The organism is Micromonospora sp. S4605, from assembly GCF_003176715.1.
GTDB classification, from domain to species: domain Bacteria; phylum Actinomycetota; class Actinomycetes; order Mycobacteriales; family Micromonosporaceae; genus Micromonospora; species Micromonospora echinaurantiaca.
In genome coordinates this window covers 1-24,576 of record NZ_QGSW01000336.1, presented here as the reverse complement: position 1 = coordinate 24,576, position 24,576 = coordinate 1, and the positions used below count along the sequence as shown (strand labels likewise).

At 72.7% G+C, this 24,576-nt stretch carries 29 protein-coding genes, 1 tRNA gene and 1 other RNA gene; 11 read left to right on the top strand and 20 right to left on the bottom strand.

The genetic code is table 11. From position 1 onward, the window contains the following. The 3 genes from DLJ47_RS29290 to DLJ47_RS29280 form a co-directional block, all read right to left on the bottom strand. A partial coding sequence (locus DLJ47_RS29290) for a response regulator (protein ID WP_109904791.1) occupies positions 1-452 on the bottom strand: 452 nt, incomplete at its 3' end. Further along, a complete protein-coding gene (locus DLJ47_RS29285) occupies positions 449-1,693 on the bottom strand; it encodes a sensor histidine kinase (protein ID WP_109904789.1) in 1,245 nt (414 codons plus the stop codon). The genes DLJ47_RS29285 and DLJ47_RS29290, both read right to left, overlap by 4 nt. 56 nt (positions 1,694-1,749) lie before the next feature. Beyond that, on the bottom strand, positions 1,750-2,247 hold the full coding sequence (locus DLJ47_RS29280; RefSeq protein ID WP_233258075.1) for a hemerythrin domain-containing protein: 498 nt from the start codon (positions 2,245-2,247) through the stop codon (positions 1,750-1,752). Between the two features lie 142 nt (positions 2,248-2,389). On the opposite strand from DLJ47_RS29280, the gene mgrA reads away from it, so the two are divergent. Then, entirely contained in the window at positions 2,390-3,385 is a 996-nt protein-coding gene (gene mgrA, locus DLJ47_RS29275; protein WP_109904785.1) for an L-glyceraldehyde 3-phosphate reductase, read from the top strand. Positions 3,386-3,388: 3 nt separating this feature from the next. Here the strand turns inward: mgrA and DLJ47_RS29270 are convergent, their stop codons facing one another. Further along, positions 3,389-4,324 carry a lytic polysaccharide monooxygenase auxiliary activity family 9 protein gene (locus DLJ47_RS29270; RefSeq protein ID WP_109904783.1) on the bottom strand — a complete coding sequence of 312 codons (936 nt, stop codon included), beginning with the start codon at positions 4,322-4,324 and terminating at the stop codon, positions 3,389-3,391. Between the two features lie 134 nt (positions 4,325-4,458). On the opposite strand from DLJ47_RS29270, the gene DLJ47_RS29265 reads away from it, so the two are divergent. After that, a complete protein-coding gene (locus tag DLJ47_RS29265; RefSeq protein WP_030490864.1) occupies positions 4,459-4,581 on the top strand; it encodes a 50S ribosomal protein L36 in 123 nt (40 codons plus the stop codon). 40 nt (positions 4,582-4,621) lie between these two features. Here the strand turns inward: DLJ47_RS29265 and DLJ47_RS29260 are convergent, their stop codons facing one another. Then, entirely contained in the window at positions 4,622-6,043 is a 1,422-nt protein-coding gene (locus DLJ47_RS29260; protein ID WP_109904781.1) for an aldehyde dehydrogenase family protein, read from the bottom strand. A gap of 234 nt (positions 6,044-6,277) precedes the next feature. Between DLJ47_RS29260 and DLJ47_RS29255 the strand changes: the two genes are divergently transcribed. The 7 genes from DLJ47_RS29255 (at position 6,278) to DLJ47_RS29225 (ending at position 10,968) form a co-directional block, all read left to right on the top strand. Then, on the top strand, positions 6,278-7,111 hold the full coding sequence (locus DLJ47_RS29255; RefSeq protein WP_109904779.1) for a helix-turn-helix transcriptional regulator: 834 nt from the start codon (positions 6,278-6,280) through the stop codon (positions 7,109-7,111). A gap of 61 nt (positions 7,112-7,172) precedes the next feature. Next, positions 7,173-8,120, top strand: a complete 948-nt coding sequence (locus DLJ47_RS29250; RefSeq protein ID WP_109904777.1) for an RNA polymerase sigma-70 factor — start codon at positions 7,173-7,175, stop codon at positions 8,118-8,120. Positions 8,121-8,201: 81 nt separating this feature from the next. Next, on the top strand, positions 8,202-9,389 hold the full coding sequence (locus tag DLJ47_RS29245; RefSeq protein ID WP_109904775.1) for an NAD(P)/FAD-dependent oxidoreductase: 1,188 nt from the start codon (positions 8,202-8,204) through the stop codon (positions 9,387-9,389). A gap of 144 nt (positions 9,390-9,533) precedes the next feature. Continuing rightward, a complete protein-coding gene (locus DLJ47_RS29240; RefSeq protein WP_109904773.1) occupies positions 9,534-9,890 on the top strand; it encodes a hypothetical protein in 357 nt (118 codons plus the stop codon). Continuing rightward, entirely contained in the window at positions 9,887-10,345 is a 459-nt protein-coding gene (locus DLJ47_RS29235; RefSeq protein WP_109904771.1) for a MerR family transcriptional regulator, read from the top strand. Before DLJ47_RS29240 ends, DLJ47_RS29235 begins: the two co-directional genes overlap by 4 nt. Before the next feature lie 27 nt (positions 10,346-10,372). Beyond that, the gene (locus tag DLJ47_RS29230) at positions 10,373-10,636 is read left to right on the top strand and encodes a hypothetical protein (RefSeq protein WP_109904769.1); all 264 of its coding nucleotides are present in this window, start codon (positions 10,373-10,375) and stop codon (positions 10,634-10,636) included. Beyond that, the gene (locus tag DLJ47_RS29225; RefSeq protein WP_109904767.1) at positions 10,633-10,968 is read left to right on the top strand and encodes a YnfA family protein; all 336 of its coding nucleotides are present in this window, start codon (positions 10,633-10,635) and stop codon (positions 10,966-10,968) included. Before DLJ47_RS29230 ends, DLJ47_RS29225 begins: the two co-directional genes overlap by 4 nt. Before the next feature lie 69 nt (positions 10,969-11,037). Here the strand turns inward: DLJ47_RS29225 and DLJ47_RS29220 are convergent, their stop codons facing one another. The 4 genes from DLJ47_RS29220 to DLJ47_RS29205 all read right to left on the bottom strand — a co-directional run bounded on the left by DLJ47_RS29220 (position 11,038) and on the right by DLJ47_RS29205 (position 12,727). Beyond that, positions 11,038-11,367 carry a ribosomal maturation YjgA family protein gene (locus DLJ47_RS29220; RefSeq protein WP_233258074.1) on the bottom strand — a complete coding sequence of 110 codons (330 nt, stop codon included), beginning with the start codon at positions 11,365-11,367 and terminating at the stop codon, positions 11,038-11,040. Positions 11,368-11,549: 182 nt separating this feature from the next. Beyond that, positions 11,550-11,807 (bottom strand): zinc finger domain-containing protein, encoded by a 258-nt coding sequence (locus DLJ47_RS29215; protein WP_109904765.1) that lies wholly within the window; start codon positions 11,805-11,807, stop codon positions 11,550-11,552. 145 nt (positions 11,808-11,952) lie between these two features. Continuing rightward, positions 11,953-12,025 (bottom strand) — tRNA-Ala (locus DLJ47_RS29210). Positions 12,026-12,136: 111 nt separating this feature from the next. Then, positions 12,137-12,727 (bottom strand): YqgE/AlgH family protein, encoded by a 591-nt coding sequence (locus DLJ47_RS29205; RefSeq protein WP_109904793.1) that lies wholly within the window; start codon positions 12,725-12,727, stop codon positions 12,137-12,139. A gap of 171 nt (positions 12,728-12,898) precedes the next feature. Here DLJ47_RS29205 and DLJ47_RS29200 point away from each other — a divergent pair, with 171 nt between their 5' ends. Then, positions 12,899-13,702 (top strand): S-methyl-5'-thioadenosine phosphorylase, encoded by an 804-nt coding sequence (locus DLJ47_RS29200; protein ID WP_109904763.1) that lies wholly within the window; start codon positions 12,899-12,901, stop codon positions 13,700-13,702. A 58-nt stretch (positions 13,703-13,760) separates the two neighbouring features. Further along, positions 13,761-15,356 carry a benzoylformate decarboxylase gene (gene mdlC, locus DLJ47_RS29195; RefSeq protein ID WP_109904761.1) on the top strand — a complete coding sequence of 532 codons (1,596 nt, stop codon included), beginning with the start codon at positions 13,761-13,763 and terminating at the stop codon, positions 15,354-15,356. An 8-nt stretch (positions 15,357-15,364) separates the two neighbouring features. Here the strand turns inward: mdlC and DLJ47_RS29190 are convergent, their stop codons facing one another. The 11 genes from DLJ47_RS29190 to pruA all read right to left on the bottom strand — a co-directional run bounded on the left by DLJ47_RS29190 (position 15,365) and on the right by pruA (position 24,424). Continuing rightward, positions 15,365-16,312 (bottom strand): hypothetical protein, encoded by a 948-nt coding sequence (locus DLJ47_RS29190; protein ID WP_109904759.1) that lies wholly within the window; start codon positions 16,310-16,312, stop codon positions 15,365-15,367. 87 nt (positions 16,313-16,399) lie between these two features. Continuing rightward, positions 16,400-16,864, bottom strand: coding sequence for a hypothetical protein (locus tag DLJ47_RS29185; protein ID WP_109904757.1), 465 nt, complete (start codon positions 16,862-16,864; stop codon positions 16,400-16,402). Positions 16,865-17,068: 204 nt separating this feature from the next. Then, positions 17,069-17,444: a transfer-messenger RNA gene (gene ssrA, locus DLJ47_RS29180) on the bottom strand. Between the two features lie 105 nt (positions 17,445-17,549). After that, positions 17,550-18,029 (bottom strand): SsrA-binding protein SmpB, encoded by a 480-nt coding sequence (gene smpB / locus DLJ47_RS29175; RefSeq protein ID WP_088997933.1) that lies wholly within the window; start codon positions 18,027-18,029, stop codon positions 17,550-17,552. A gap of 136 nt (positions 18,030-18,165) precedes the next feature. Beyond that, the gene (gene ftsX, locus DLJ47_RS29170) at positions 18,166-19,041 is read right to left on the bottom strand and encodes a permease-like cell division protein FtsX (RefSeq protein WP_109904755.1); all 876 of its coding nucleotides are present in this window, start codon (positions 19,039-19,041) and stop codon (positions 18,166-18,168) included. Positions 19,042-19,112: 71 nt separating this feature from the next. Then, positions 19,113-19,793: a cell division ATP-binding protein FtsE gene (gene ftsE, locus DLJ47_RS29165; RefSeq protein WP_109904753.1), complete on the bottom strand. Its 681-nt coding sequence runs from the start codon at positions 19,791-19,793 to the stop codon at positions 19,113-19,115. Positions 19,794-19,911: 118 nt separating this feature from the next. Beyond that, entirely contained in the window at positions 19,912-21,033 is a 1,122-nt protein-coding gene (gene prfB, locus DLJ47_RS29160; RefSeq protein ID WP_109904751.1) for a peptide chain release factor 2, read from the bottom strand. Positions 21,034-21,163: 130 nt separating this feature from the next. Then, positions 21,164-21,679 (bottom strand): PadR family transcriptional regulator, encoded by a 516-nt coding sequence (locus DLJ47_RS29155; protein ID WP_109904749.1) that lies wholly within the window; start codon positions 21,677-21,679, stop codon positions 21,164-21,166. A 118-nt stretch (positions 21,680-21,797) separates the two neighbouring features. After that, complete coding sequence (locus tag DLJ47_RS37215) at positions 21,798-22,226, bottom strand: tryptophan 2,3-dioxygenase family protein (RefSeq protein ID WP_274703365.1); 429 nt, start codon at positions 22,224-22,226, stop codon at positions 21,798-21,800. Continuing rightward, positions 22,190-22,600 (bottom strand): tryptophan 2,3-dioxygenase family protein, encoded by a 411-nt coding sequence (locus DLJ47_RS37210; protein WP_274703364.1) that lies wholly within the window; start codon positions 22,598-22,600, stop codon positions 22,190-22,192. The genes DLJ47_RS37215 and DLJ47_RS37210 overlap by 37 nt, the downstream gene beginning before the upstream one ends. Positions 22,601-22,795: 195 nt before the next feature. Then, a complete protein-coding gene (pruA, locus tag DLJ47_RS29145) occupies positions 22,796-24,424 on the bottom strand; it encodes an L-glutamate gamma-semialdehyde dehydrogenase (RefSeq protein ID WP_109904747.1) in 1,629 nt (542 codons plus the stop codon). Positions 24,425-24,576 lie beyond the last annotated feature (152 nt).

Genomic DNA, 24,576 nt, shown 5'->3' with positions numbered 1-24,576 from the left:
CCCCGCCCCCCGTACGCCCCGACCAGCCGGCGGATCGCGGCCGGGAAGAGCAGCGAGTCGCCCCGGGCGACCACCCGGACCGCCTCCACCACCTCGGCCGGCCGGGCCCGCTTGAGCAGGAAGCCGCTCGCCCCGGCGCGCAGCGCGTCGTAGACGTACTCGTCGTTCTCGAAAGTGGTGACCACCAGCACCCGGGGCGGGTCGGCGGACGCGGCGAGCAGCGAGCGGGTGGCCTGGATGCCGTCGATGCCCGGCATCCGCACGTCCATCAGCACCACCCGGGGCCGGTGCCGGGCGACCAGCGGCAGCACCTCGGCGCCGTCCGTGGCCTCGGCGAGCACCCGCAGGTCGGGCTGGGCGTCCAGGATCGCCCGCAGGCCGATCCGGACCAGCTCGTCGTCGTCGACGATCAGCACCCCGGTCAGCTCGCCGTCGGTGGTTTGCCCGGTCATCGCGTTCCCTCCAGCGGCAGTCGCACCCGGATCCGCCAGCGGTCGCCGTCCGGCCCGGCGGTCAGCCGGCCGCCGAGCAGCAGCACCCGCTCCCGCATCCCGTCCAGGCCGCGCCCGCCGCGTCGCGGGTCGGCCGGCACGTCACCGGCCAGCTCGTTCACCAACTCCAGCTCCAGCGCCTCGGGGCGCACGTCGAGCCGCAGCGTCACCGGCCCCCGACCGTACCGGGCGGCGTTGGTGAGCCCCTCCTGCACGATCCGGTAGCCCTCCCGGGACACCACCGCCGGCAGGTCGGCCGGATCCCCGGCGCACCGCGCGTCGACCGCCAGCCCGGCCGCCCGGGTGTCCGCGACCAGCCGGTCCAGGTCGGCGAGCGTACGCTGCGGCGCCGGGCCGGCCCGACCGGCCTCGCTGTCCCGGAGCAGACCGAGCACGTGGTCCAGGTCCTCGGTCGCGGCCCGGGCGGTCTCCTCGATCGCGGTCAACGCCCGCCGGACGAACTCCGGATCCCGGTCCAGCACCTCCCGGGCCGCGCCGGCCTGCAGGGTGGCCACGGTCAGCGCGTGGCCGACCGAGTCGTGCAGTTCCCGGGCCAGCCGGTTGCGCTCGGCGAGCCGGGTGGCCCGGGCCTCCAGCGCGGCGATCCGTTCCGCCGGGGCGGGGCCGAGCAGCACCGGCGCCATCGACGCGGCCAGCGCGCCCAGGCCGGCGACCGCGTAGCCGAGCGCCACCAGCATCACCACCCCGATGAGGGTCAGCCAGCCGGTGTCCCGCCCGTCCAGCGGGCCGAAGCTCTCCCGGCTGAGCTGGTCGGTGCCGAGCCCGAACTGCTGGGCGATGAAGGCCAGCGCCATCGGCAGCGCGCTGATCAGCGCGAACATCACCAGGCCGCCGATGATCAGGTGGGTGGCGATCCAGAGCGCGGAGCGCAGCCGGGTCTCCCGGTCGGCCCGGTGCCCGGGCGTCGGGTCGGGCAGCGCGACGCCGAGCAGCGCCCGGGCCGCGGCGATCTCCAGCGCCCGGCTGCCGTCGAGGAAGAGCGGCACCACGGCGATCGCCGCCGCCACCACCAGCAGCCCGAGCACCAGCGCCCGGTGCACCTCCGGCTGGCCGAGCAGCTGCGCGAAGACCACCACGAGGAGCACGTACGGCAGCACGAGCACCCCGCCCAGCAGGAGGAACACGCCGCGTCGCCAGGTGCTGCCGGCGACCAGCGGGGCCAGGGCCGCCCGGGGAGTCATCCGCCCATTCTGCCGGCGTCAGCCGACCGGGCGACTCCCCCGCGCCGGGGAGATCGTCAGCGGTGCTCGCGCACGTAGCGCTCCGGGTCCTTGTCCCGGAACGGCAGGTTGCGGCCGTTCTTGTGTTCGCCGTAGAAGGTCAGCCAGCGCCGGCCCAACTCGGCGCGTAGTTCGGTGCCGGCGTGCCGGCGGAAGTCCGGCAGCGCCTCGTCCTCCTCCTCGGCGAGGTGCTCGCTGTTCTCCCGGCGGGCCTGCCAGACCGCCGCCCACCACTGCTCGGAGCCGACCGGGTGCAGCTTCGACTCGGCGATGGCGTCGCGGATCTTGTTGTGGTCGCCGACCGCGTCCGCCGTCTCGGCCTCGCCGTCGTCGCCGTGCCGGGCCAGGTGCGGGTAGAGGATCGCCTCCTCGGCCTCGGCGTGGATGTCCAGATGCAGCGCGAGCGCCTCCCAGATCGCCAGCAGTTCCTGCTCGTCGCGGGCGTCGTCGAGGCGGGCGAAGCCGCGCCGGAACGCGGCGTGGTCGTCGAGGATCAGCGCGGTGATGTCGTCCAACTGGTCATTCCCCCGTTCGGATGTCGGCCGGCGACCCTCGGCGCCGAGGGCGCGACCCGTGCTGGTCAACTCCCCGGCTCCCGGCCGGGTGACGCGCTCCGCGCCGCGCCGGCCGGGTGCGTCCCACCCGGCGACTAGGCTCATGATCGTGACCTACCTCGCCGCGGACGACCGCTACGACACGATGACCTACCGGCGCAGCGGGCGCAGTGGCCTGCGGCTGCCCGCCATCTCCCTCGGCCTGTGGCACAACTTCGGGCCCGACCGGCCCTTCGAGCGGCAGCGGGACATCGTCCGGCGCGCCTTCGACCTCGGCATCACCCACTTCGACCTGGCCAACAACTACGGCCCGCCGCCCGGTGCGGCCGAGGAGAACTTCGGCCGGCTGCTCGCCACCGACCTGGCGCCCTACCGGGACGAACTGGTCATCTCCAGCAAGGCCGGCTATCTGATGTGGCCCGGCCCGTACGGCGAGTGGGGCTCCCGCAAGTACCTGATCTCCTCGCTCGACCAGTCGCTGCGCCGGATGGGGCTGGACTACGTCGACGTCTTCTACTCGCACCGCTTCGACCCGGACACACCGCTGGAGGAGACGATGGGTGCGCTCGACGCCATCGTCCGCTCCGGCAAGGCCCTCTACATCGGCGTCTCGAACTACAACTCGGAGCAGACCGAGCGCGCCGCGGCCATCCTGCGCGACCTGGGCACGCCCCTGCTGATCAACCAGCCGGCCTACTCGATGCTCAACCGGTGGACCGAGTCCGACGGCCTGCTCGACACCCTGGAGCGGGTGGGCGCCGGCTGCATCGCGTACAGCCCACTGGCGCAGGGCCTGCTCACCGACCGCTACCTCGGCGGGATTCCGGCGGACTCGCGGGTGCGCACCAGCGTCTTCCTCAACGAGAGCGACCTGGACGAGCAGCGGATGGCGACCATCCGGGCGCTCGGCACGATCGCCGACCGGCGGAACCAGTCGCTGGCTCAGCTCGCGCTCGCCTGGGCGCTGCGCGACCCGCGGATGACCAGCCTGATCATCGGGGCGAGCAGCGTGCCGCAGTTGGAGGCGAACGTCGCCGCGCTGGGCAACCTGGACTTCACCGCCGAGGAGCTGGCCGAGATCGACCGGCACCTGGGCTGAGCGTCACCAGGTGCGGGACCGGTTCGCCCGGTGGCTGCGCACCTCGCAGGGCCGGCCGACCGGGGCCCGGCCGTCGCGGCGTAACCGCGTCCCGGCCACGGTGAGCAGCAGCACGGCGAGCGCGACGGCGGCGCCGGCCAGCAGTGGCCGGCCGCCGGTTGGGCCGTCCCGCACCGAGGCCACCGCCACGCCCGGCTCGCTCGCCGCCGGTTCCGCCGGCCCCGCGCCGGCCGGTCCCGTCCCGGCGGTACGCGACGGCGCGGCCGGGCTCGCGGCGTCCCGGTCCCCGACGGCTCCGCCGAATCCGGCGGTGCCGGCCGGCGGCCGGAGGTCGACGTCCGAGCAGGAGTAGTAGGTGTCCGGGGTGTCGGAGTTCTGCCAGATCGTGTAGATCAGCTGCCGGCCGGTCCGATCCGCCGGCAGCCGCCCCCGCAGCTGGTACGCCCCGTCGCGCACCGGCGGGTCGGTCACCCGCAGGAACGGCACCCTCTCCAGGTCGTCCCAGGTCAGCGGGGCGGTGGGGGCGTAATCCGGCCGGGTCAGGTAGAGCCGGAAGGTGCCCCGGTGCGGGATGGTGGTGCGGTAGCGGAAGGTGAACCGGGCGCCGGCGGTCAGCTCGGTGGCCGGCCAGTCGGTACGCGCCAGGTCCAGCCCCCGGTAGGCCGACAGCCCGCCGCTGCACAACTCCCCGTCGGGGATCCGCTCCCGGTCGCGCCCGTTCACCGCCGCCACCCGGACGTTGTCCCACTCGCGCACGGCGGCGCCCGCCTCGACCGCCGCCCGGCAGGCCGCGGTGGCCGCGTACCGGCTCTCGGGGGCGCAGGCCGCCGCGCGGCTGAGCGGATCGGTCGGCGCGCCGTGCCCGGCGGCGGGCGCGGCGGTGACCGGCACGGTCGCGACGGCGACCAGCACGGCGGCGGCGGCGCGGCGAACGGTCATGGCTTCGACCTCCCGCGCACTGGTACGCGCGCCGGCCGGCAAAGGTTCGATGGCCGGCCCGGCCGCCCGCGGGAATCGCGACACCGGCCGGGGCGTTCCCACCACCGGAACCGCACGACCGAGAAGAGGCAGACATGAAGGTACGCAGCTCGTTGCGGGCGCTGAAGCAGAAGCCGGGTTCGGTGGTGGTCCGCCGCCGTGGCCGGGTGGTCGTGGTGAACCGCGCCAACCCGCAGTGGAAGAGCCGCCAGGGCTGATCCGCCGGCCGGGCGCCGTCACCGGCGCCCGGCGTCGCGGTCAGCGCTGGATGGACTTGGTCTCCAGGAACTCCTCGAGACCGTGGCGGCCGAACTCCCGGCCGTTGCCCGACTGCTTGTAGCCGCCGAACGGGGCGAGCGGGTTCCACTGGCCGCCGTTGACGTCCACCTGGCCGGCGCGCAGCCGCCGGGCGACCGACAGGGCGTGCTCGGGCTCGCCGAACACGCCGCTGGTCAGCCCGTACGGCGTGCCGTTGGCGATCTCGATCGCCTCGTCCTCGTCCCGGTAGGGGATGATCGTCAGCACCGGGCCGAAGATCTCCTCCTGAGCGATGACGGACTTCGGGTCGACGTTCGCGAAGACCGTCGGCCGGACGTAGGCGCCCCGCTCCAGCCCCGCCGGCCGCCCGGGGCCGCCGTGGACGAGTTCCGCGCCGTCGGCGATGCCGCGCGCGATGTAGCCGTCGACCTTCTCCCGGTGCGCCTCGGAGGCCATCGGGCCGATCCTGGTCGTCTCGTCGGTCGGCTCGCCCACGGTGTACTGCGCGACGGCCGCGACCGCCAACCGCACCACCTCGTCGTGCCGTGACGCCGGAACCAGCATCCGCGGCCACGCCCCGCAGACCTGGCCGCCGTTGGCGAACGCCATCATCACCCCCTTTTCCACCGCCCGGGGCAGGTCGGCGTCGTCGAGGATCACGCTGGCGCCCTTGCCGCCGAGTTCGAGCGCGACCCGTTTGACCGTTCCGGCGGCGACCGCGGAGATCCGCCGGCCGGCCCGGGTGGAACCGGTGAACGAGATCATGTCGATGCCCGGATGCGCCGAGATCGCCTCGCCGACGACCGGTCCCGTGCCGTACACGACGTTGAAAACCCCGGCCGGCAGGCCCGCCTCGACGGTGACCTCGGCGAGGATCCGCGCGGTCAACGGCGCGACCTCGCTCGGCTTGAACACCATGGTGTTCCCCGCGATCAGGGCGGGCGCCAGCTTCGACGCGATCTGCTGCAGCGGGAAGTTCCACGGGGTGATCGCGCCGACCACGCCGATCGGCTCGCGGACCACGAGCGAGTTGCCGAACTGCTCGGTCCAGGCGAAGTCCTCGGCCAGCGCGGCGAAGGACTCCGCGACCATGACCGGGAAGCCGACCTGAGCGGTCCGGGACAGGGTGATCGGGGCGCCCATCTCGGCGGTGATCGTCTCGGCGATCTCCTCGCCGCGCGCCCGCAGGCCCGTGCCGATGCGCCGCACGACGGCGGCGCGTTCGGCCGGTAGGGTCGCGGCCCAGCCGGGGAAGGCGGCCCGGGCGGCGGTGACGGCGCGGTCGACGTCGTCGGCGGTGCCGGCCGGCACCTGGGCGACGATCTCCCCGGTGGCCGGGTTCAGGACGGTCATGGTGCCGGTGGCGGGAATGACGGCACCGTCGACCCAGTGGCCGGTTGCGGTGGGTGTTGGTTCGGTCATGGCTCCGAGTGTTGGCGGGTGCCGTCAGCGCAACCAGGGACAGCCGATCCGTGGCTGAGACCGCCGATTTCGGGGTGTCGATCCCCGGACAACCAGGGCCTGGCTGTTCGTCGACCCCGGTGTGATCCTCGCCCCGGAAGCACCAGGTACCGGCGAACTGTTGTGCCGGACGCGACCGTGCCCGGTGGGCAGGACGCCGGATCGGAATCGGCGGTAGGAACGGGAGGAAGTGTCATGGACCGGGCTCGGTTGGCCGAGTTCCTCCGGACCCGACGCGAGGCGTTGCAGCCCGAGGATGTCGGCCTGCCCCGCGGGCCTCGGCGGCGCACCCGCGGCCTGCGCCGCGAGGAGGTCGCCGCGCTGAGCGCCATGTCGACCGACTACTACAGCCGGATCGAACAGCAACGCGGCCCCCACCCCTCCGAGCAGATGCTCGCCGCGATCGCCCGTGGTCTGCGCCTCTCCCTGGCCGAGCGGGACCACCTGTTCCAGCTCGGCGGCCATCCCGCGCCCCGGCGGATCCCCCGTACCGACCACATCAACCCGGGCATGATGCGGATCTTCGACGGCCTGACGGACTCCGCCGCACAGGTGGTGAGCCACCTCGGCGAGACCCTGCTGCAGACCCGGCTGGCCACTGCCCTGCTCGGCGACCAGACCCGCTACACCGGCCTCGCGCGCAGCCTGCACTACCGGTGGTTCACCGACCCCGAGTCCCGGCGTACCCACCCGGAGGAGGACCACCCCGCGCACAGCCGCCTCATCGCGGCCGACCTGCACCGCGCGTACACCCGCGACGGCCGGGACTCGCGGGCCGGTGAAATCGTCGACGCGCTCCTCGCCGCCGGCGGAGAATTCGCCGCCATCTGGCGCGAGCATCCGGTGACCGGCCCCTACTGCACGACCGAACGCATCCTGCACCCCCAGGTCGGACTGCTCGAACTGCACTGCCAGATCCTGCTCGACCCCGACCACTCCCAGGCGTTGCAGGTCTTCACCGCCACCCCGGGCAGTGAGACGCACGAGAAGCTGCGGCTCCTCGACGTCGTCGCCGGCCAGGGGCTCTGACCGACCCGCCGGGGCGGGCGGCCGGCGATCCGGGCCGCGCCGCGGTGGGGACAATGGAGCCATGCCGCTCAGCCAGCACGAGGTCGCCCTGTTCGAGGATTCCAGGGCCCGCCTGGAGGCGATCGCCTATCGCCTGCTCGGCTCGGCGAGCGACGCCGAGGACGCGGTCCAGGACACCTTCCTGCGCTGGCAGGCCGCCGACCGGGAGCGCGTCGAGACGCCCGAGGCGTGGCTGACGAAGGTGCTCACCAACCTGTGCCTCAACCAGCTCACCTCGGCGCGGGCCCGGCGGGAGACCTATGTCGGCATGTGGCTGCCCGAGCCGGTGCTCGCCGGGGACCGGATGCTCGGCCCGGTCGACACCGCCGAGCAGCGCGAATCGGTCTCGATGGCGGTGCTCACCCTCCTGGAGCGGCTCTCGCCCAACGAGCGGGCGGTGTACGTGCTGCGCGAGGCCTTCGGCTACCCGCACGGCGAGATCGCCGAGATCCTCGAGATCACCGAGTCGAACTGCCAGCAGATCTACCGGCGCGCCAAGCAGCACGTCGCCGCCGCCGACCGGACCCGCGCGGAGGTCGACGCAGCCGCCGCGCGCCGGGTCGTCGAGGAGTTCCTCGCCGCGGCCACCAGCGGCGAGACCGAGCGGCTGGTCAGGCTGCTGACCGACGACGCGCTGAGCGTCGGCGACGGCGGCGGCAAGATCCCGGCCGGCACCAAGCCGATCATCGGTGCGCTGGCGGTGGCGAGGTTCCTGCGCGGCCTGCTCAAGCCCACCGAGGTCAAGCGGAACGTGGTGGGCGGCAGCCCGTCCCTGTACGCCGAGGTCGTCAACGGCGCGCCCGCGGTGGTGGCCGTGGTCGCCGACCGGGTCGTCGGTGTCATGTCCCTGGAGCTGACCGCCGAGGGCGTCGCGGCCGTCCGCAGCCAGGTCAACCCCGACAAGCTCGCCCGCTTCACGCGCCAGTGGTCCGCATCCGAGCACGGGGAACCCGTCATCGGCGGCTGGTGACCCAGGTCATAGCCGGCTCCTGTCAGGAATCGCGTCGCCGCCCGGTTCAGGTTGCGAACACACCGAGACAGGAGTGGGACCATGAAGCACCGGATCGTCGTCCTCGGGGCCGGATACACCGGAGCCATCGCCGCCGGCCGCCTCGCCCGGCGGTTGCACCCCGGCGACACCGAGATCACCGTCGTCAACGCCGACTCCGACTTCGTCGAGCGGGTCCGCATGCACCAGCTCGCGACCGGGCAGGACCTCAAGCGCCGCCGGCTGAGCGACATCTTCGCGGGCACCGGCGTGCGGCTACGACTGGCCCGGGTCACCGCCGTCGACGTCGACCGCAGGACCGTCTCACTGGTCGACGCCGACGGCGCCGAGGAGATCGGCTACGACACCCTCGTCTACGCCCTGGGCAGCGCGGCCGCCGACCACGGTGTCCCCGGTGTCGCCGAGCACGCGTACGACATCGCCGGCAAGCAGTCCGCGCTGCGGCTGCGTGAGCGCCTGAAGGGCCTCGCCGCCGGCGGCACCGTGCTGGTCGTCGGCGGCGGCCTCACCGGCCTCGAAGCGGCCACCGAGATCGCCGAGGCCCGCCCGGACCTCGACGTGGCGATCGCCGCCCGTGGCGGGCTCGGCGACTGGCTCGACGGGAAGGCCCAGCGGCACCTGCGCGGCGTCTTCGACCGGCTCGGCATCACCGTCCACGAACACACCGACGTCGCCCGGGTCGAGGCGACCGGCGCGGTCACCGCCGACGGACGGGTGATCCCGGCCCAGGTGACCGTCTGGACGACCGGTTTCGCCGTCCACCCCATCGCCGCCGCCACGACCCTGTCGGTCGCCGGGACCGGGCAGATCGTCGTGGACGACACGATGCGCTCGGTCTCCCACCCCGACGTGTACGCCGTCGGCGACGCCGGACTCGCCGAAGGGCCGGGCGGCAAGCCGCTGCGGATGTCCTGCGCCTCGGGGACGCCGATGGCCTGGCAGGCCGCCGACGCCATCGCCGCCCGGCTGACCGGTCGGAAGATCCCCCGGGCGCCGCTGCGCTACTTCAACCAGTGCATCAGCCTCGGCCGCCGCGACGGCATCATCCAGTTCGTGACCGCCGACGACCGGGCCAAGCCGTCGCTGCTCAAGGGGAAGCTGGCGGCCCGCTACAAGGAGGTCGTCTGCAAGGGGGCGGCCTGGGGCGTCGCCCACCCGATGCTGATGCTGCCGACCCGCCGCCGGCGCCTCGCCGTGACCCGGACGGAGAGCAGCACGGCCACCGTGTGACGTGACGAGCGGCCGGACAGGAACCCCGACCACCGATCAAGGGCTGGCCCCGGTGCCGGCCCTTGATCGGCCACCGGCCGGCCCGGCGGTTGCCGCTGCCGCGGGCTTGCATCCGGTACCTGGGTACAGGCTTACCGTCGGAGGATGAGCCACCGACACGTCACCACCGACGACTCCTGGGTGCCGGACGCCTGCACCCTGCCGACGGCGCAACGGCCGCTGCGGCTCGCCGAGTTCGATGAGTTCTTCCGCGACACGGTCCAGGGGGTCGACCGCCTGTCGGCGCGGCAGCTGCGGCTGCGTCTCACCGGGGGCGCGCGGGTTGAGCGGACGGCGCGGGACCTGACCGCCCGGGAGTCGTCCTGCTGCTCGTTCTTCGCCTTCGACATTTCCCGGTCCGGCCCGGATGCGCTCACGTTGGACGTCCGGGTGCCGGCGGCCCACGTCGACGTGCTCGACGCCCTCGCCGATCGTGCCGCCGCGGCGGCGGGCGCGCGATGAGCGGGCCAGGGCTGCGCAGCGGCCAGCTCGCCGAGGCGGCCGGGGTCAACCCGCAGACCCTGCGTTACTACGAACGCCGAGGACTGCTCGCCTCCCCGCGGCGGTCGCCGGGCGGGCATCGGCTCTACCCGTCCGACACGGTCACCCTGCTGCGGGTGATCAAGACCGCGCAACGCCTCGGCTTCACCCTCACCGAGGTCGCCGACCTGCTCGACGCCGGCCGACACCAGCACCGCGGCCAACCCGACACCGGCCTCCAGGCGCGAGCCAGGGAGAAGCTCGCCGAGGTGGAACGGAAGTTGGCCGACCTCGCCGTCATCCGCGACACGCTCAGCGCCGCCATCTCCGCCGGCTGCGACGACCTGGTCGCCTGCGCCGGCAGCTCCTGCTGCCCCCTGCCGTTCGCCGAACTCGCCGGACCCGCCGAGAGGACCAACTGTGCCGACACCTGCTGACCGGCGCGCCGCCTGCTCCCGTCCGGGATGACCGGCCTCGCCGGGACGGCCTGCGCCGCCTGCTGCGCGCTGCCGGCGTTGCTCGCCGCCGGGGTCCTCGGGGGTGCCGGCTGGGCCGCGGTCAACCGTTACCTGCCCGGCGTCGCCGTCGCCCTGGCCGTGCTCGCCGGCCTGTCCTGGTGGTGGGCGGGCAGGCGCCGCCACGCCACCGGCTGCGCCGGCGGCAGCTGCTCCTGCAGGCCGGGTGACCAGAGGAATCGCCAGGTGGCGACGCTACGGTCGGACGCATGACGGTTGCCCGCTCGATCCTGCTGTTCCTGCTCGCCGCGCTCGCCGAGATCGGCGGGGCCTGGCTGGTGTGGCAGGGCTGGCGGGAGAACCGCGGTCTGCTGTGGGTCGCGGCCGGAGTCATCGCGCTCGGGGTGTACGGCTTCGTCGCCACCTTCCAACCCGACCCGAACTTCGGCCGCATCCTGGCCGCCTACGGCGGCGTCTTCGTCGCCGGCTCCCTCGCCTGGGGCATGGTCGTCGACAAGTTCCGCCCCGACCGTTACGACCTCATCGGCGCGGCCATCTGCCTGGTGGGCGTCGCCGTCATCATGTACGCCCCGCGCGCCAACTAGCCGCCCTGCTGCGACACCCCGACGGGCTGACCGCAACCGGGGGTTCACCTCCGCGGTTGCGGGAACAGGCTAGGGCCCAGCGGGTGTCGGGGTTGGTCGAGAACGTCTCCCGGCGCGGAGGAACCAGTGCGCGGCGACCAACGGGACGGCGCCGACGGGATACCAGGCGACGTCGACGAGGTCGAACTGCGCGCCCAGCAGTTGGCGGACGAGCCAGGCGCGCTCGGATAGTGCCGCCGGTATGGGGGTGAGCTGTGCGAACTCGATGAACCAGCAGTACGCGACCGCGGCGCTGGCGGCGCGCAGGGGGGAGATCAGCGGCCGGATGAAGATCACTATCGTGTAGACGATGGCCGCGGAGAAGGCGGCGCCTGAGTACTGTTCGACAGGCCCGTCCATCGCGGCCCCGGATCGCGTAGGCTGCGCCCGCGAAAGCGGCTGCCGACACCACCATCAGCAGCCGGGTCCAGCCCGCTGTGATCGACATCGCGCCATCATAGGTGGCAGCGCGGCCAACGCGGCGGCTGCTCTGCCGCGCTCGGACGAGCCGCAGCTCGGCCCAGGGCAGAAGCCCCGGTGCCCTACTCCCTGGTCCGCTCCGGGTGTGCACCACCGACCATGTCGTGCCCCGGCACCTGGATGCAGCTCGCTCCCGGCTCCGCCCCGCACACCGGGCAGGGCCGCCAATCCTCGATCGGGCCCGGATCGTGTCCCAGTTCCCGAGCCATGTGGCTGATTTCCAGCGCCGTCCGATGCAGACCGCGGTCCCGGTGCCGGGTGGCGGCCCGATGGACGTCGCGCAACGCGTCCTTGGCACGCTCCTCCACCGGCTCTGCCATGGCAGCCGTCGTTCCCGGCAGACGCGACCTGAAACCGACCTCTGAGCGGACGGGCGGCGATGGCGGCTCCAGCGGCCCGGAGAGATCGGAAACGACAAACGCCCTGGCCCGGGAGATGTGTCCCGACCAGGGCGTTTCGCTCGGGTGGAGCCGAGGGGACTCGAACCCCTGACCCCCACACTGCCAGTGTGGTGCGCTACCAGCTGCGCCACGGCCCCTTGCTGCGTCCCGGTCGCCCGGGCACTGGGAGAACTATACACACGCCCGTCGGCATGGTCATCTCGCGGGGTCCCTCCCCGCCCCGACCGGCCACCGGGCGGCGGCCCGGCTCAGTTGAGCGCCACGTCCGGCGGAAAGTGGGCCACCGCCGCCATCATGCCGCCCTGCCGGCGCAGCACCATCGGCCAGAGGTCGTCGGGGCGGTCGACGAAGGCGTCGCCGGGCAGCGCGTCCAGCACGAACCAGGAGCCCTCCTCGATCTCCTGCTCCAGCTGGCCGGAGCCCCAACCGGAGTAGCCGGCGAAGACCCGGATGCCGGTGACGCTCTCCCGCAGCCGCTCCGGGTCGACCGACAGGTCCAGCGTGCCGACCGCGCCGGACACCTGGTGGAAACCCTTCAGCCGGCGTACCGGGTTGCGCATCCGGGCCAGGCAGATCGCCGAGTCGGGCTGCACCGGGCCGCCCTCGAAGAGCACCGCGGGGTGACGCGCCAGGTCGTTCCAGTCGCCGAGCACGTCCGCGACCGGCACCTCGGTGGCCCGGTTCAGCACCACGCCGAGCGCCCCGCCCGGCTCGTGGGCGACCAGCAGCACCACCGTACGGTCGAAGTTCGGGTCCTTGAGCGCCGGAGTCGCGACCAGCAGCCGCCCGGTCATCGACTCCATCGCCCGCCCGCCGATCGCCTGTCCCTCTCCCTGCATGCCGTGCACCCGTCAGCCGTGCGGCCGGACGCGGTGCCCGTCGCCTGCCGGGTGGGCGGGGCGCCCCGGGACCATCCGCGCTGTCAACGCCATGCCTGGCACCTTAACCTGCGTCTGGGGCGCTGGTTAAGGTCTGACCGGCGCGTGATCGACGGGAATTGGGGAGGACCGATGGGCCCGACGGCGGAACTGGCGGTGATCGGCGGATCAGGTCTCTACGCCCTGCTCGACGGTGCTACCGAGCACGAGGTGGAGACGCCCTACGGGGCGCCGTCGGACGCCGTCACCATCGCCGAGGTGGCCGGCCGCCGGGTGGCCTTCCTGCCCCGGCACGGCCGGGACCACCGGCACCCGCCGCACCTGATCCCGTACCGGGCGAACCTCTGGGCGCTGCGGTCGCTGGGGGTACGGCAGGTGCTCGCCCCGTGCGCGGTCGGCGGGCTCCGCCCGGACCTCGGGCCGGGCACCTTCGTGGTGCCGGACCAGCTGATCGACCGGACCAGCGGCCGGACCCAGACCTACTACGACCGGGGCGCCGTGCACGTCTCCTTCGCCGACCCGTACTGCCCCAACGGCCGGCGTACGCTGCTCGCCGCGGCGGCCGGCCGGGACGTCCCGGCGGTGGACGGCGGGACGGTAGTGGTGGTGGAGGGCCCGCGTTTCTCCACCCGCGCCGAATCCCGCTGGTTCGCCGCGATCGGCGGCACGGTGGTCAACATGACCGGCCACCCCGAGGCGGTGCTCGCTCGCGAGCTGGCCCTGTGCTACTCGTCGATCGCCCTGGTCACCGACCTGGACGCGGGCGTCGAGGGTGGTGGCGCGGTGACCCAGGAGGAGGTGTTCCGGGTCTTCGGGGAGAACATCGACCGGCTGCGCGGACTGCTGCTGACGGCCATCGCCGAGCTGCCCGCCGAGCGGGACTGCGACTGCGGGCGGGCGCTGGACGGGATCAGGCTGCCCTTCGCGTTGCCCTGATCCAGCGGGCGGGCGAATCGCCCGACACGCCCGGTCTACGCGGATAGATTGGGTGGCGATGGCAACGGTCCGCGACACGACCTACGACCTGCTGCGCGCCCTCGGTCTGACCACCGTCTTCGGCAATCCCGGCTCCACCGAGGAGCCGTTCCTGACCGACTTCCCGGACGACTTCCACTACGTGCTCGCCCTGCACGAGGCGTCCGCGGTCGGGATGGCCGACGGCTACGCCCAGGCCACCGGCCAGCCGGCGCACGTCAACCTGCACACCGCACCGGGCACCGGCAACGGCATGGGCAACCTGGTCACCGCCTGGCACAACCGCACCCCGCTGATCGTCACCGCCGGTCAGCAGAACCGGGAGATGCTGCTCATCGAGCCGCGGCTGGCCAGCCGCCGGGCCACCGAACTGCCCCAGCCGTACGTGAAGTGGAGCCACGAGCCGGTCCGCGCGCAGGACATCCCGGCGGCGCTGATGCGGGCGTACGCGACAGCGGTGCAGCCGCCCGCCGGCCCGGTCTACCTCTCGCTCCCCCTCGACGACTGGTCCCGGCCGGCCGACCCGCCACCGCCGGTACGCACCGTGGCCACCCGGTACGCCCCGGACCCGCAGCGGCTGCGCGAGTTCGCTGCCGTGCTCGCCGCCAGCCGGGCGCCCGCCCTGGTGCTCGGCGCGGCCGTGGACCGGGCCGGCGGCTGGCCCGCCGCCGTGGCCCTGGCCGAACGGCTGGCCGCGCCGGTCTGGTCCGCGCCCGCGCCGGAGCGGGCCTGCTTCCCCGAGGACCACCCGCACTACCAGGGGGTGCTGCCGTTCGCGATCGGGCCACTGGCCGAGACGCTGCGTGGGCGGGACACCGTGCTGGTCGTCGGTGCGCCGGTGTTCCGCTACTACCCGCACGTGCCCGGCGACCACCTGCCCGACGGCACCCGGTTGCTGCACGTCACCGACGACCCGGACGAGGCGGCCCGCGCCCCGGTCGGCGACAGCGCGCTCGGCGACGCCGGGCTGACCCTGGCCGCCCTGGTCGACCTGCTGCCCGCCACCGACCGGCCGCCCCCGCCGCCGCGCGCCGAGCCGGCGCCGCCGCCCGAGGAGCAGCCACCGAGCGCCGACGCGCTCTTCGCCGCGCTGGCCCGGCACTGGCCGCCGGACGGGGTGCTGGTCCAGGAGACCCCGTCCAACCTGCCGGCGCTGCGCCGCCGGCTGCGGATCACCCGGCCGGCGTCGTACTTCACCATGGCCAGCGGTGGCCTCGGCTACGGCCTGCCGGCGGCGGTCGGGGTCGCGCTCGCCGAACGGGACACCGGACGGCACCGGCCGGTGGTGGCGGTGATCGGCGACGGCTCGTTCCACTACTCGGTGCAGGCACTCTGGACCGCCGCGCGGCTGCGGCTGCCGCTGGTGGTCGTCGTCCCGGTCAACCAGCAGTACGCCATCCTGAAGGCGTTCGCCGAGTTCAAGCACACCCCCGGGGTGCCCGGGCTGGACCTGCCCGGGGTGGACGTGACCGCGCTGGCCCGCGGTTACGGCTGCGCCGCACAGGTGGTCGGGACGCCCGACCAACTCGGGGACGCGATCGCCGCCGGGCTGCGGGCGGACGGGCCGACCGTGCTGCCGGTGCCGATCAGCACCGACGTGCCGGCGATCCTCTGACCGGGCGGTCAGTTCGCGGTGAGCCGCAGCGGGGCGCCGGTGAGCACGTCGAGCACCGGGCGGGCGCCCAGCGGTGCGGTCAGCGTCACGGTGACCGGTTCGAGCTTGAGCATCGCGGTGCAGACGCCCTCGGCGGGGACCACGCTGCCACCGACCACCACCACGTCGTCGCGTTCCTGCACGAGTGGGGTGATGCCGGTGTCGCAGGCGCCCACGCCGAGCCGGTAGGTCACCGTCCTGCCGTCGATCTTCTCGAGGTCCTGGGCGCCGACGATCCCCTCCGGCGCGGGCCGGGCCGGCGCGGTCGGCTCCGGTACGGCGGCGGTCGCGCCCGGGGTGACGGCGACTCGGGCCACCGGCGCGGTCAGTTCCGCCACGGTGAACACCCATGCCGGCACCTGCGCCTCGCCCCGGCTGGTCCGCACCGGCGCGGTGCCGAGCTTGACCTCGGTGACGGTGAGCGGGAGGCAGGCGGTCTGCGGACTGCTGCTGACCGGGCCGTCCGGACCCGGCTCGACGGTCGGCCCGGACTTCGGCCGGTCGGGCCCGGTCGGCCGTCCGGGACACGGCGGCGGGTCCCCCTGGTCGAGCTGCCGGTACGCCTCCGCCGCGCCGACCAGCGGGACGGTGAGCGTGCCGTCCGGGAACCGGATGGTGCCGTCGGCCGGGCGGGTGCTCGGCAGGTCGACCTGCTGGCGGTACCAGCCGGCCCGGAAGGCCGCCTCGGTGTCCGGGGTGAAGCCGGGATCGCCGAGCAGCAGTGTCGGCTCCTGCATCGGCAGGTATCCGCCACGCCACTGCGGGCCCGGCCGCCACGCCTCCGCGACCTCGGTGGCCCGCTGGGCGAAGGCCTCCTGCCGGTGGTCGGGTGTGGTCGGTCCGCCGGAGCCGGCCGGCGCGCAGCCGGCGATCATCACCATCAGGGGCAGCCCCAGCAGGGCGACTGATCGACGCATACCGGTTCGACGCGGGCCCGGCCGACCCGGTTCCCGGCACACCGACCGGCCCGGTTGTCGGCGGCCGGCCCGGTTGCCGGCGGCCGGTCAGGTCTCGCCGCCGAGATCCGTCTGGTACGCCTGCCAGAGCAGGTCGGCGCCGCGGCGCCGGTGCCGGGCCAGCGCCCGCAGCAGCCGCCCGGCCCGGTCCAGCAGGACGTCGACCGGCACCCCGGGCAGCTCGGCGGCCTCCTGGAGGTCGGCGAGGGCCGCCGCGATGAGGTCGTGTTCGCGGGTCAGCAGGCGTACGCCCCGGTAGAGCCGCGGAGCGTGCGCGAGCAGTTCCGCGTACCTGCCGCTCGGGCCCTCGGTGACCTGGACGTGCTCGGCGAAGCTCTGCTGGACCGGGACCAGCCGCAGCGCGACGAGTTCCCGGAACCGGGGCTCCCCGGGCGGGCCGGCCAGCGCGCGGGCCAGGGCGTGGACGTCGCCGGCCAGCGGGCCCCGGTGGGCGGCGTACGGGCGGACCGCCTCGAAGACGGCTGACGGTTGCTGGATCGGACCGGTGACCATGGGGCACCTCCCCGCGCTGCGTCTGACCGCGTACAGCGATGGTGAACCCGACGGTGGCCGGTGTCCAGGGTGCGGGGTCGCCTCATCCGTCCCGCCGGCCCCGCTGTTCCCGCAGGTCACACCGGCCCCACCGGGAACACCCGCGAACGGGTCCGCAGACGACTGTGCGCCCCGGTCCGGGTGGACCGGGGCGCACAGGTCAGGTGGTGGAGGTGCCGGGAATCGAACCCGGGTCCTTCGCCGCCTTGTCAGGGCTTCTCCGAGCGCAGCTCGCTGTGCCTCTACTCGGCCCCTCCGATCACGCGAGCGAGTCGGTGTGACGGGCCCAGTCGCTGATTGATCTCGCCGCACGGACCCCGCGACCGGGTCCGATTGGCCAGCCTCCTAGCTGATGCCGGCTAACTGGGTCGAAGGCACTCCCAGGCCGACAGACTTGCTACCCGCCTCAGGCGGCGAGAGCGAAGTCAGCGCGATTCTGCTTGGCGCTTATTGTTTTCCGACGAACGATTCACGAGACGACGTCGGCTTCCTCGGCTCGCTTCCCCTGCCGCAACGTACGAAGTCGAAACCAGTCACCCCCTCGAAGGGCCGCCCCTGTCGGCGGCACCATCAAGACTAACGCCTGCCGCAACCGGATTCATCCCGAGGCCGGGCCGGCGCGCCGACCCGGACAAACGGGTTTACATCAGTCACCCATGCCCTTGCCGCGTCGGCCCACGACCCGGGCGATCTCCCGGTCCGCGTCCCGCTTGGCGAGGTCCTGCCGCTTGTCGTACGACTTCTTGCCCTTGGCCAGGGCGATCTCCACCTTCGCCCAGCCGTCGGAGAAGTAGACCTGCAACGGCACCATGGTCAGGCCACCCTCGCGGGTCTTGCCGATCAGCCGGTCGATCTCCAGCCGGTTGAGCAGCAGCTTGCGGGTACGCCGGGGCTCGTGGTTGGTCCAGGTGCCCTGGGTGTACTCCGGGATGTGCATCCCGTGCAGGTAGAGCTCGCCGTTGCGCTCCTGGGCGAACGCGTCGACCAGCGACGCCCGCCCGGCCCGCAGCGACTTGACCTCGGTGCCGGTCAGCGCCATCCCCGCCTCGTACGTGTCGAGGATCGAGTAGTCGTGCCGGGCCTTCTTGTTGGAGGCGACGACCTTGCGTCCCTTTTCCCGTGGCATCGGCGCCACCCCCTTTCCAGGTGACCCGTGGCCGGTCCGACCGGCCGCGGGGCGGAGATCATGCTACCCGAACCACAAGGGCCCTCCCGCGCCGTTTATTCCGGCGCGGAAGGGCCCACGGAGAGCCGTACGGTACCTAGACCCGCAGGTAGAAGCGGAGCGTGACCCAGGCGGTGACCGCGCTGACGACGCCGCCGACGCCGGCCATCAGCGGGAACATCAGCGCGATGTCGGTCCACGAGATCGGGGTGATCAGGCCCTCCAGCGCCGCCAGCGAGCCGCCACCGGCGGCGAACTTCAGCGCGGCCAGCGCGACCAGGCCGAAGATCGAGCCGATCAGGCCGGCGACCACGGCCTCCAGCACGAACGGTGCCTGGATGAACCAGTTGGAGGCACCGACGAGCTTCATGACCGCGACCTCACGCCGCTTGCTGTAGGCGGCCACCTGGATGGTGTTGGCGACCAGGAGCAACGCGGCGACGGCCATCACGACGGCGATCGCCAGCGCGAAGTTCTGGATCCCGGTGAGTACGCCGAAGACCTTGTCCAGCAGCCGGCTCTGGTCGACGATCTCGTCGACCCCCTCGGCGTCCTTGTACTGGTCGTAGATGTTCTTGTACTGCTCCGGGTTGTTCAACTTGAGTCGGAACGACTCCGGCAGGCTGTCCGCCTTGACCGCGCTGAGCAGGTCGGGAGCGTCCTGGAACATCTCCTGGAAGCGCTTGTACGCCTCGTCCTTGTTGACGTAGAGCGCCTCCTTGACCAGGGGGTCGCTCTTCAGCTTGGCGTCCAGCGCGTCCCGCTGCTCCGGGCTCACCTCCTGGTCCAGGAAGATCGAGACCTCGACGTTCTCGTAGTAGAGGTCCTTCATGTCGCCGACCTTCTGGTACAGCAGGCCGCTGGCGCCGAGCATGAACAGCGACACCGCCATGGTGATGATCATGGCGATGGTCATGGTGACGTTGCGCCACAGTCCGACCAGTACCTCGGACAGGACGTACTTCATCCGCATCGGGAATTCCTCCGGCTCTCCGGCGTGAGGTGTTCGTCGTCAGGTCGTACGGCTGAGGGTGGTCGGTCGGCTCACCCGTAGACGCCGCGGGCCTGGTCGCGCACGATGCGGCCGCTCTCGATCTCGATGACTCGGCGGCGCATCTGGTTCACGATGTTGGAGTCGTGCGTGACCATCACGACGGTCGTGCCGGTGCGGTTGATCCGGTCCAGCAGGCGCATGATCTCGATCGAGGTGTCCGGGTCCAGGTTTCCGGTCGGCTCGTCGGCGAGCAGGATCAGCGGGCGGTTCACGAACGCCCGGGCGACGGCCACCCGCTGCTGCTCACCACCGGAGAGCTCGTGCGGGTAGCGGTGCTCCTTGCCACCGAGCCCGACCAGCTCCAGCACCTCCGGCACGACCCGGCGGGCGACCGCCTTGGTCTTGCCGATCACCTCGAGAGCGAACGCCACGTTCTCGTAGGCGGTGCGGTTCGGCAGCAGCCGGAAGTCCTGGAAGACGCAGCCGATCGAGCGGCGGAAGTGGGGTCGCTTCCAGGACCGCATCGAGGTGACGTCCTTGCTGTTCACGATGACCCGGCCCTTGTTGGGCGTGACCTCGTGCAGCAGCAACTTGATGATGGTGGACTTGCCGGAGCCGGATGGACCGATGAAGAAGACGAACTCGCCCTTCTCGATCGAGACGGACACGTTGTCGAGCGAAGGCCGGGACGCCTTCGGGTACGTCTTCGTCACTTGCTCAAGCTGAATCACGGGTGGTGAGTCTACGCGGTGTAACCGAAGAGCCAAGCCCCACGCCCCACGGTTGCGAGGCGAGTCATCAATCTAGGGCGTATCGGGAAGATCGACGAAGCGCTCCGCCCGCGGCCGATCACGCACCGTCGCCAGCGAGCTGCTGCTGCTTACGCCACCGGATACCGGCCTCGATGAAGTCGTCCAGATCGCCGTCGAAGACCGACGACGGATTGCCGGTCTCCTGCTCGGTTCGGAGATCCTTCACCATCTGATAAGGGTGCAGGACGTACGAGCGCATCTGGTCGCCCCACGAGCCGGCCGCGTCCGTCTTCAGGCCCTGGAGTTTGGCCTGCTCCTCCTGGCGCTTGCGCTCCAGCAGCCGGGCCTGCAACACCCGCAGCGCGGAGGCCTTGTTCTGCAGCTGGGACTTCTCGTTCTGGCAGGTGACCACGATGCCGGTCGGGATGTGGGTGATCCGGACGGCCGAGTCGGTGGTGTTCACGCTCTGCCCGCCCGGGCCGGAGGAGCGGTAGACGTCGATCCGCATCTCGTTCTCGGGGATGTCGATGTGGTCGGTCTGCTCCACCACCGGCAGCACCTCGACGCCGGCGAAGCTGGTCTGCCGGCGGCCCTGGTTGTCGAACGGGCTGATCCGGACCAGCCGGTGGGTGCCCGACTCGACGCTGAGCGTGCCGTAGGCGTAGGGGACCTTGACCGTGAAGGTCGCCGACTTCAGGCCCGCCTCCTCGGCGTACGAGGTCTCGTAGACCTCGGTCGGGTAGCCGTGCCGCTCGGCCCAGCGCAGGTACATCCGCAGCAGCATCTCGGCGAAGTCCGCCGCGTCCACGCCGCCGGCGCCGGCCCGGATGGCGACCAGCGCCTCCCGGGAGTCGTACTCGCCGGACAGCAGGGTGCGGACCTCCATCTCCTGGATGGCCTTGGTCAGCCCGGTGATCTCCGCCTCGACCTCGGTCAGCACGCCCGGGTCGGACTCCGCCTCGGCCAGCTCCAGCAGCACAGCGGCGTCGTCGAGCCGGGAGCGGAGGCTGGAGAGCTTGCTGATCTCGCCGTTGACGTACGACAGCTGCGAGGTGACCTGCTGGGCCCGGGCCTGGTCGTCCCAGAGGTCGGGGGCGGACGCCTCCTGCTCCAGGCGGGCCTTGTCCGCGCGGAGCCGGTCGATGTCGAGCACCGACTCGATGTTGCGCAGGGTGGCGTCGAGGTCCTTGAGCTGTTCGGCGTAATCGGCAGCGGTCACGACAGACAAGCGTACTGCGCGCGCGAGGAGTGAGCTTGCGAGCCCCGCAGTCGCGCGCCAGATCGGCACCGCGCGGGCGAGGAGTGAGCTTGCGAGCCCCGCAGTCGCGCCGCGGGGAGTCGGGCGGGGGTCACCCGACGGGGGCGCTCTTGAGCCACGAGAGGGCGGCCTTGTGGTACGCCACGGCGAACTCGAGTGCGCTGGCGTCGTACGTCTCGCCCTCCTTCTTGGCGTTCTTGACCTGCTCCCGGACCCGGGCGAGGGCCTCGGTGTGGTACTCGTTCGCCGCCGCCTGGAGGTTCTTCAGCTGGCTGGGCGAGTGCAGGTCGCCGAAGGCGATGCGCAGCGCGATCGGGTTGCGGATCGTGTCCCGCCCGGGATCCTCCGCCAGCCAGCGGGAGAACGTCCGTTTTCCGGACGCGGTGATCGCGTACGGCTGGCTCATGCGCGGGCCCGGCTTGCCCATCCGGACGAGCCCCCGCTCGGCCAGCACCGGCAACTCGCGGTAGACCTGGCTGCGGGTCATCGACCAGTACGGCGCCAGCCGTCGCTCGGCGGCGGCCATCAACTGGCCACCTGTCATGGGGCCCTCGTGGAGCAGCCCGAGCAGGGCTGCCGCCGTGGGGTTGACTCCGGATTCCGCCATGCCCCTCACGCTGCCACTTTGCCGACCCTCCGTCCAGGATTTCCCGGTTTCGCCACCCGGTAGGGGTTCCTATGTGCACTGTCGGCGCGAGACAGTCCGCGCCGGAGTCGTCGATGTCTCACAGCCGGCTGCGCAACTCCCACAGTTCCGGGTAGAACCGGGTCTCCACCCGGGAGCGCAGATACGCCCCGCCGGCCGAGCCGCCGGTGCCCGGTTTGGTGCCGATCTGCCGCTCGGCCATCAGCACGTGCCGGGCCCGCCACAGCGAGAACGCCTGGTCGTGGGCGACCAGCGCCTCGGCGAGATCCCACAGCGGTCCGTACCGCTCCCGGTCCGCGGCGATCGCGGCGTACGCGGCGAAGCGCGCCTCCGCCGTGGTGACGTCGAAGCCGGCCCGGTCGAGCACGGCCAGGAAGCCGTCCCACAGGCTCGGCTCGGCCAGCCGGCGCTCCAGCCGCTCCCGTTCCGGCGTGGCCAGCCCCCGGAACCGGCGCAGGAAGTCCGGGTCCTTCAGGCCGGAGAGGAACTCGATCTCCCGGAACTGCACCGACTGGAAGCCGGACGCCGGGCGAGCTTGGTGCGGAAGACCAGGAAGTCCTGCGGGGTCATCGTGTCGATCACGTCGACCTGGCCGATCAGCACCCGCTCCACCACGTGGCAGCGTTCCAGCCGGATCCGGGGCAGGTAGGTCTCGCCGGCCAGCAGCCGGTCCCGGGCGTCGGTCAGCTCGGACAGCAGCAGCTTGAACCAGAGCTCGTAGACCTGGTGGATGGTGATGAAGAGCAGCTCGTCGTGGGAGGCCGGGTCGGACTCGGGCACCTGCGCGGCGAGCAGGTCGGTCAGTCGGAGGTAGTCGCTGTAGGTGAGCAGGCCACCCTGCTCACCGAACCGGGGGTCGTACGCGGGGGTGGGGTGGCTCATCGCGCCACGCTACCGCCGCGCCGCGGCACCCGCCGACCGCCGACGAGCCGGCTGCGGCACCGGCCCACCGACGGGTCCGCTCAGACGAGAGGCCCACCGACGGGTCCGCTCGGGCGAGAGGCCCGCCGACCGGGCCCGCTCAGACGAGAGCCCGCCGGCCGGCGCGAGTCGCGCGGCCGGCGGGCCGTCGCCGGTTCAGCCCATGTGGGGGTACGTGTGGTCGGTCGGCGGGACGAAGGTTTCCTTGATCGTCCGCGGCGACATCCAGCGCACCAGGTTGTGCCAGGAGCCGGCCTTGTCGTTGGTGCCGCTGGCCCGGGCGCCGCCGAACGGCTGCTGCCCGACCACGGCCCCGGTCGGCTTGTCGTTGATGTAGAAGTTGCCGGCCGCGTACCGCATCTTCTCCGCCACCGCGTCGACCACCTGGCGGTCGGTCGCGAAGATCGAGCCGGTCAGCGCGTACGGGGCGATCGACTCGGCCTGGGTGACCACCTCGTCGAACCGGGCGTCGTCGAAGACGTGCACGCCGAGGATCGGGCCGAAGTACTCGGTGGTGAAGGTCTCGTGTGCCAGGTCGGTGCACTCGAACAGGGTCGGCCGGACGAAGTAGCCGACCGAGTCGTCGGCGGTGCCGCCGGCGATGATCCGGCAGGTGTCGTCCCCGCTGATCAGCTCCAGCGCGGCGGTGTGCCGGTCGAAGGCCTTCGCGTCGATCACCGCGCCGCCGAAGTTGCCGAAATCGGTGACGTCACCGTAGGTGAGGGCCTCGGCGGTGGCGGCCAGCCGGTCGCGCAGCCCGCCCTCCCAGATCGACCGCGGCACGTACGCCCGCGACGCCGCCGAGCACTTCTGGCCCTGGTACTCGTAGGCGCCCCGGATCAGCGCGGTGTGCAGGGCGTCCACGTCGGCGCTGGAGTGCGCGACGACGAAGTCCTTGCCGCCGGTCTCGCCGACCAGCCGCGGGTAGCCCCGGTAGCGGGAGATGTTGTCGCCGACGGTCTTCCACAGGTGCTGGAAGACCTTGGTGGAGCCGGTGAAGTGGATGCCGGCCAGGTCGGGGTCGGCCAGCACCACGTCGGAGACCTCCTCGCCCCGCCCGGTCACCATGTTGATCACACCGGGTGGCAGGCCGGCCGCCTCGAACAGCCGCATGGTGAAGTGCGCGGCGAACTGCTGGGTCGGGCCCGGCTTCCAGACCACGGTGTTGCCGAGCAGGGCCGGCGCCGAGGGCAGGTTGCCGGCGATCGCTGTGAAGTTGAACGGGGTGATCGCGTAGACGAACCCCTCCAACGGCCGGTGGTCGAACCGGTTCCAGGTGCCCGGCGACGACAGCGGCTGCTCGGCGAGGAGCCGGCGCGCGAAGTGCACGTTGAACCGGAGGAAGTCGATGAACTCGCAGGCCGCGTCGATCTCCGCCTGGATGGCGGTCTTGGACTGGCCGAGCATGGTGGCCGCGTTCAGGGTGTCCCGCCAGGGGCCGGCCAGCAGCTCGGCGGCGCGCAGGAAGATCGCCGCCCGCTCCTCGAACGGCAGCGCCCGCCACATCGGGGCGGCGTCCTTGGCGGCCTTGACCGCCGCGCGCGCGTCGTCGTGCGTGGCGTGCGCGGTGACCCCCAGCACGTGCGCGTGCTTGTGCGGCTGGACCACGTCGATCGACTCGCCGCCCGCCATCCGCTGCTCACCGGCGATCGTCATCGGCAGGTCGATGCGCTCGGCGGCCAGCTCGGCCAGCCGCCGTTGGAGCCGTTCCCGGTCGGCGCTGCCCGGCTCGTAGTTGCGTACCGGCTCGTTGCGGGGCTCGGGTACGGAGAACACGGCGTCCATCAAGGCTCCTGGCGATCTCGACAGCGGTGGCGAAACCGGACCCGCGGGCGCGCGGCCGGGTGACCTGCGCCGGAACGCCGCGCGACGGTAGCCGGTCGCGGCGGCGGGACCGAGCCCAATCTTCCCACGCGCCCCCCTCCCCACCACCCTCC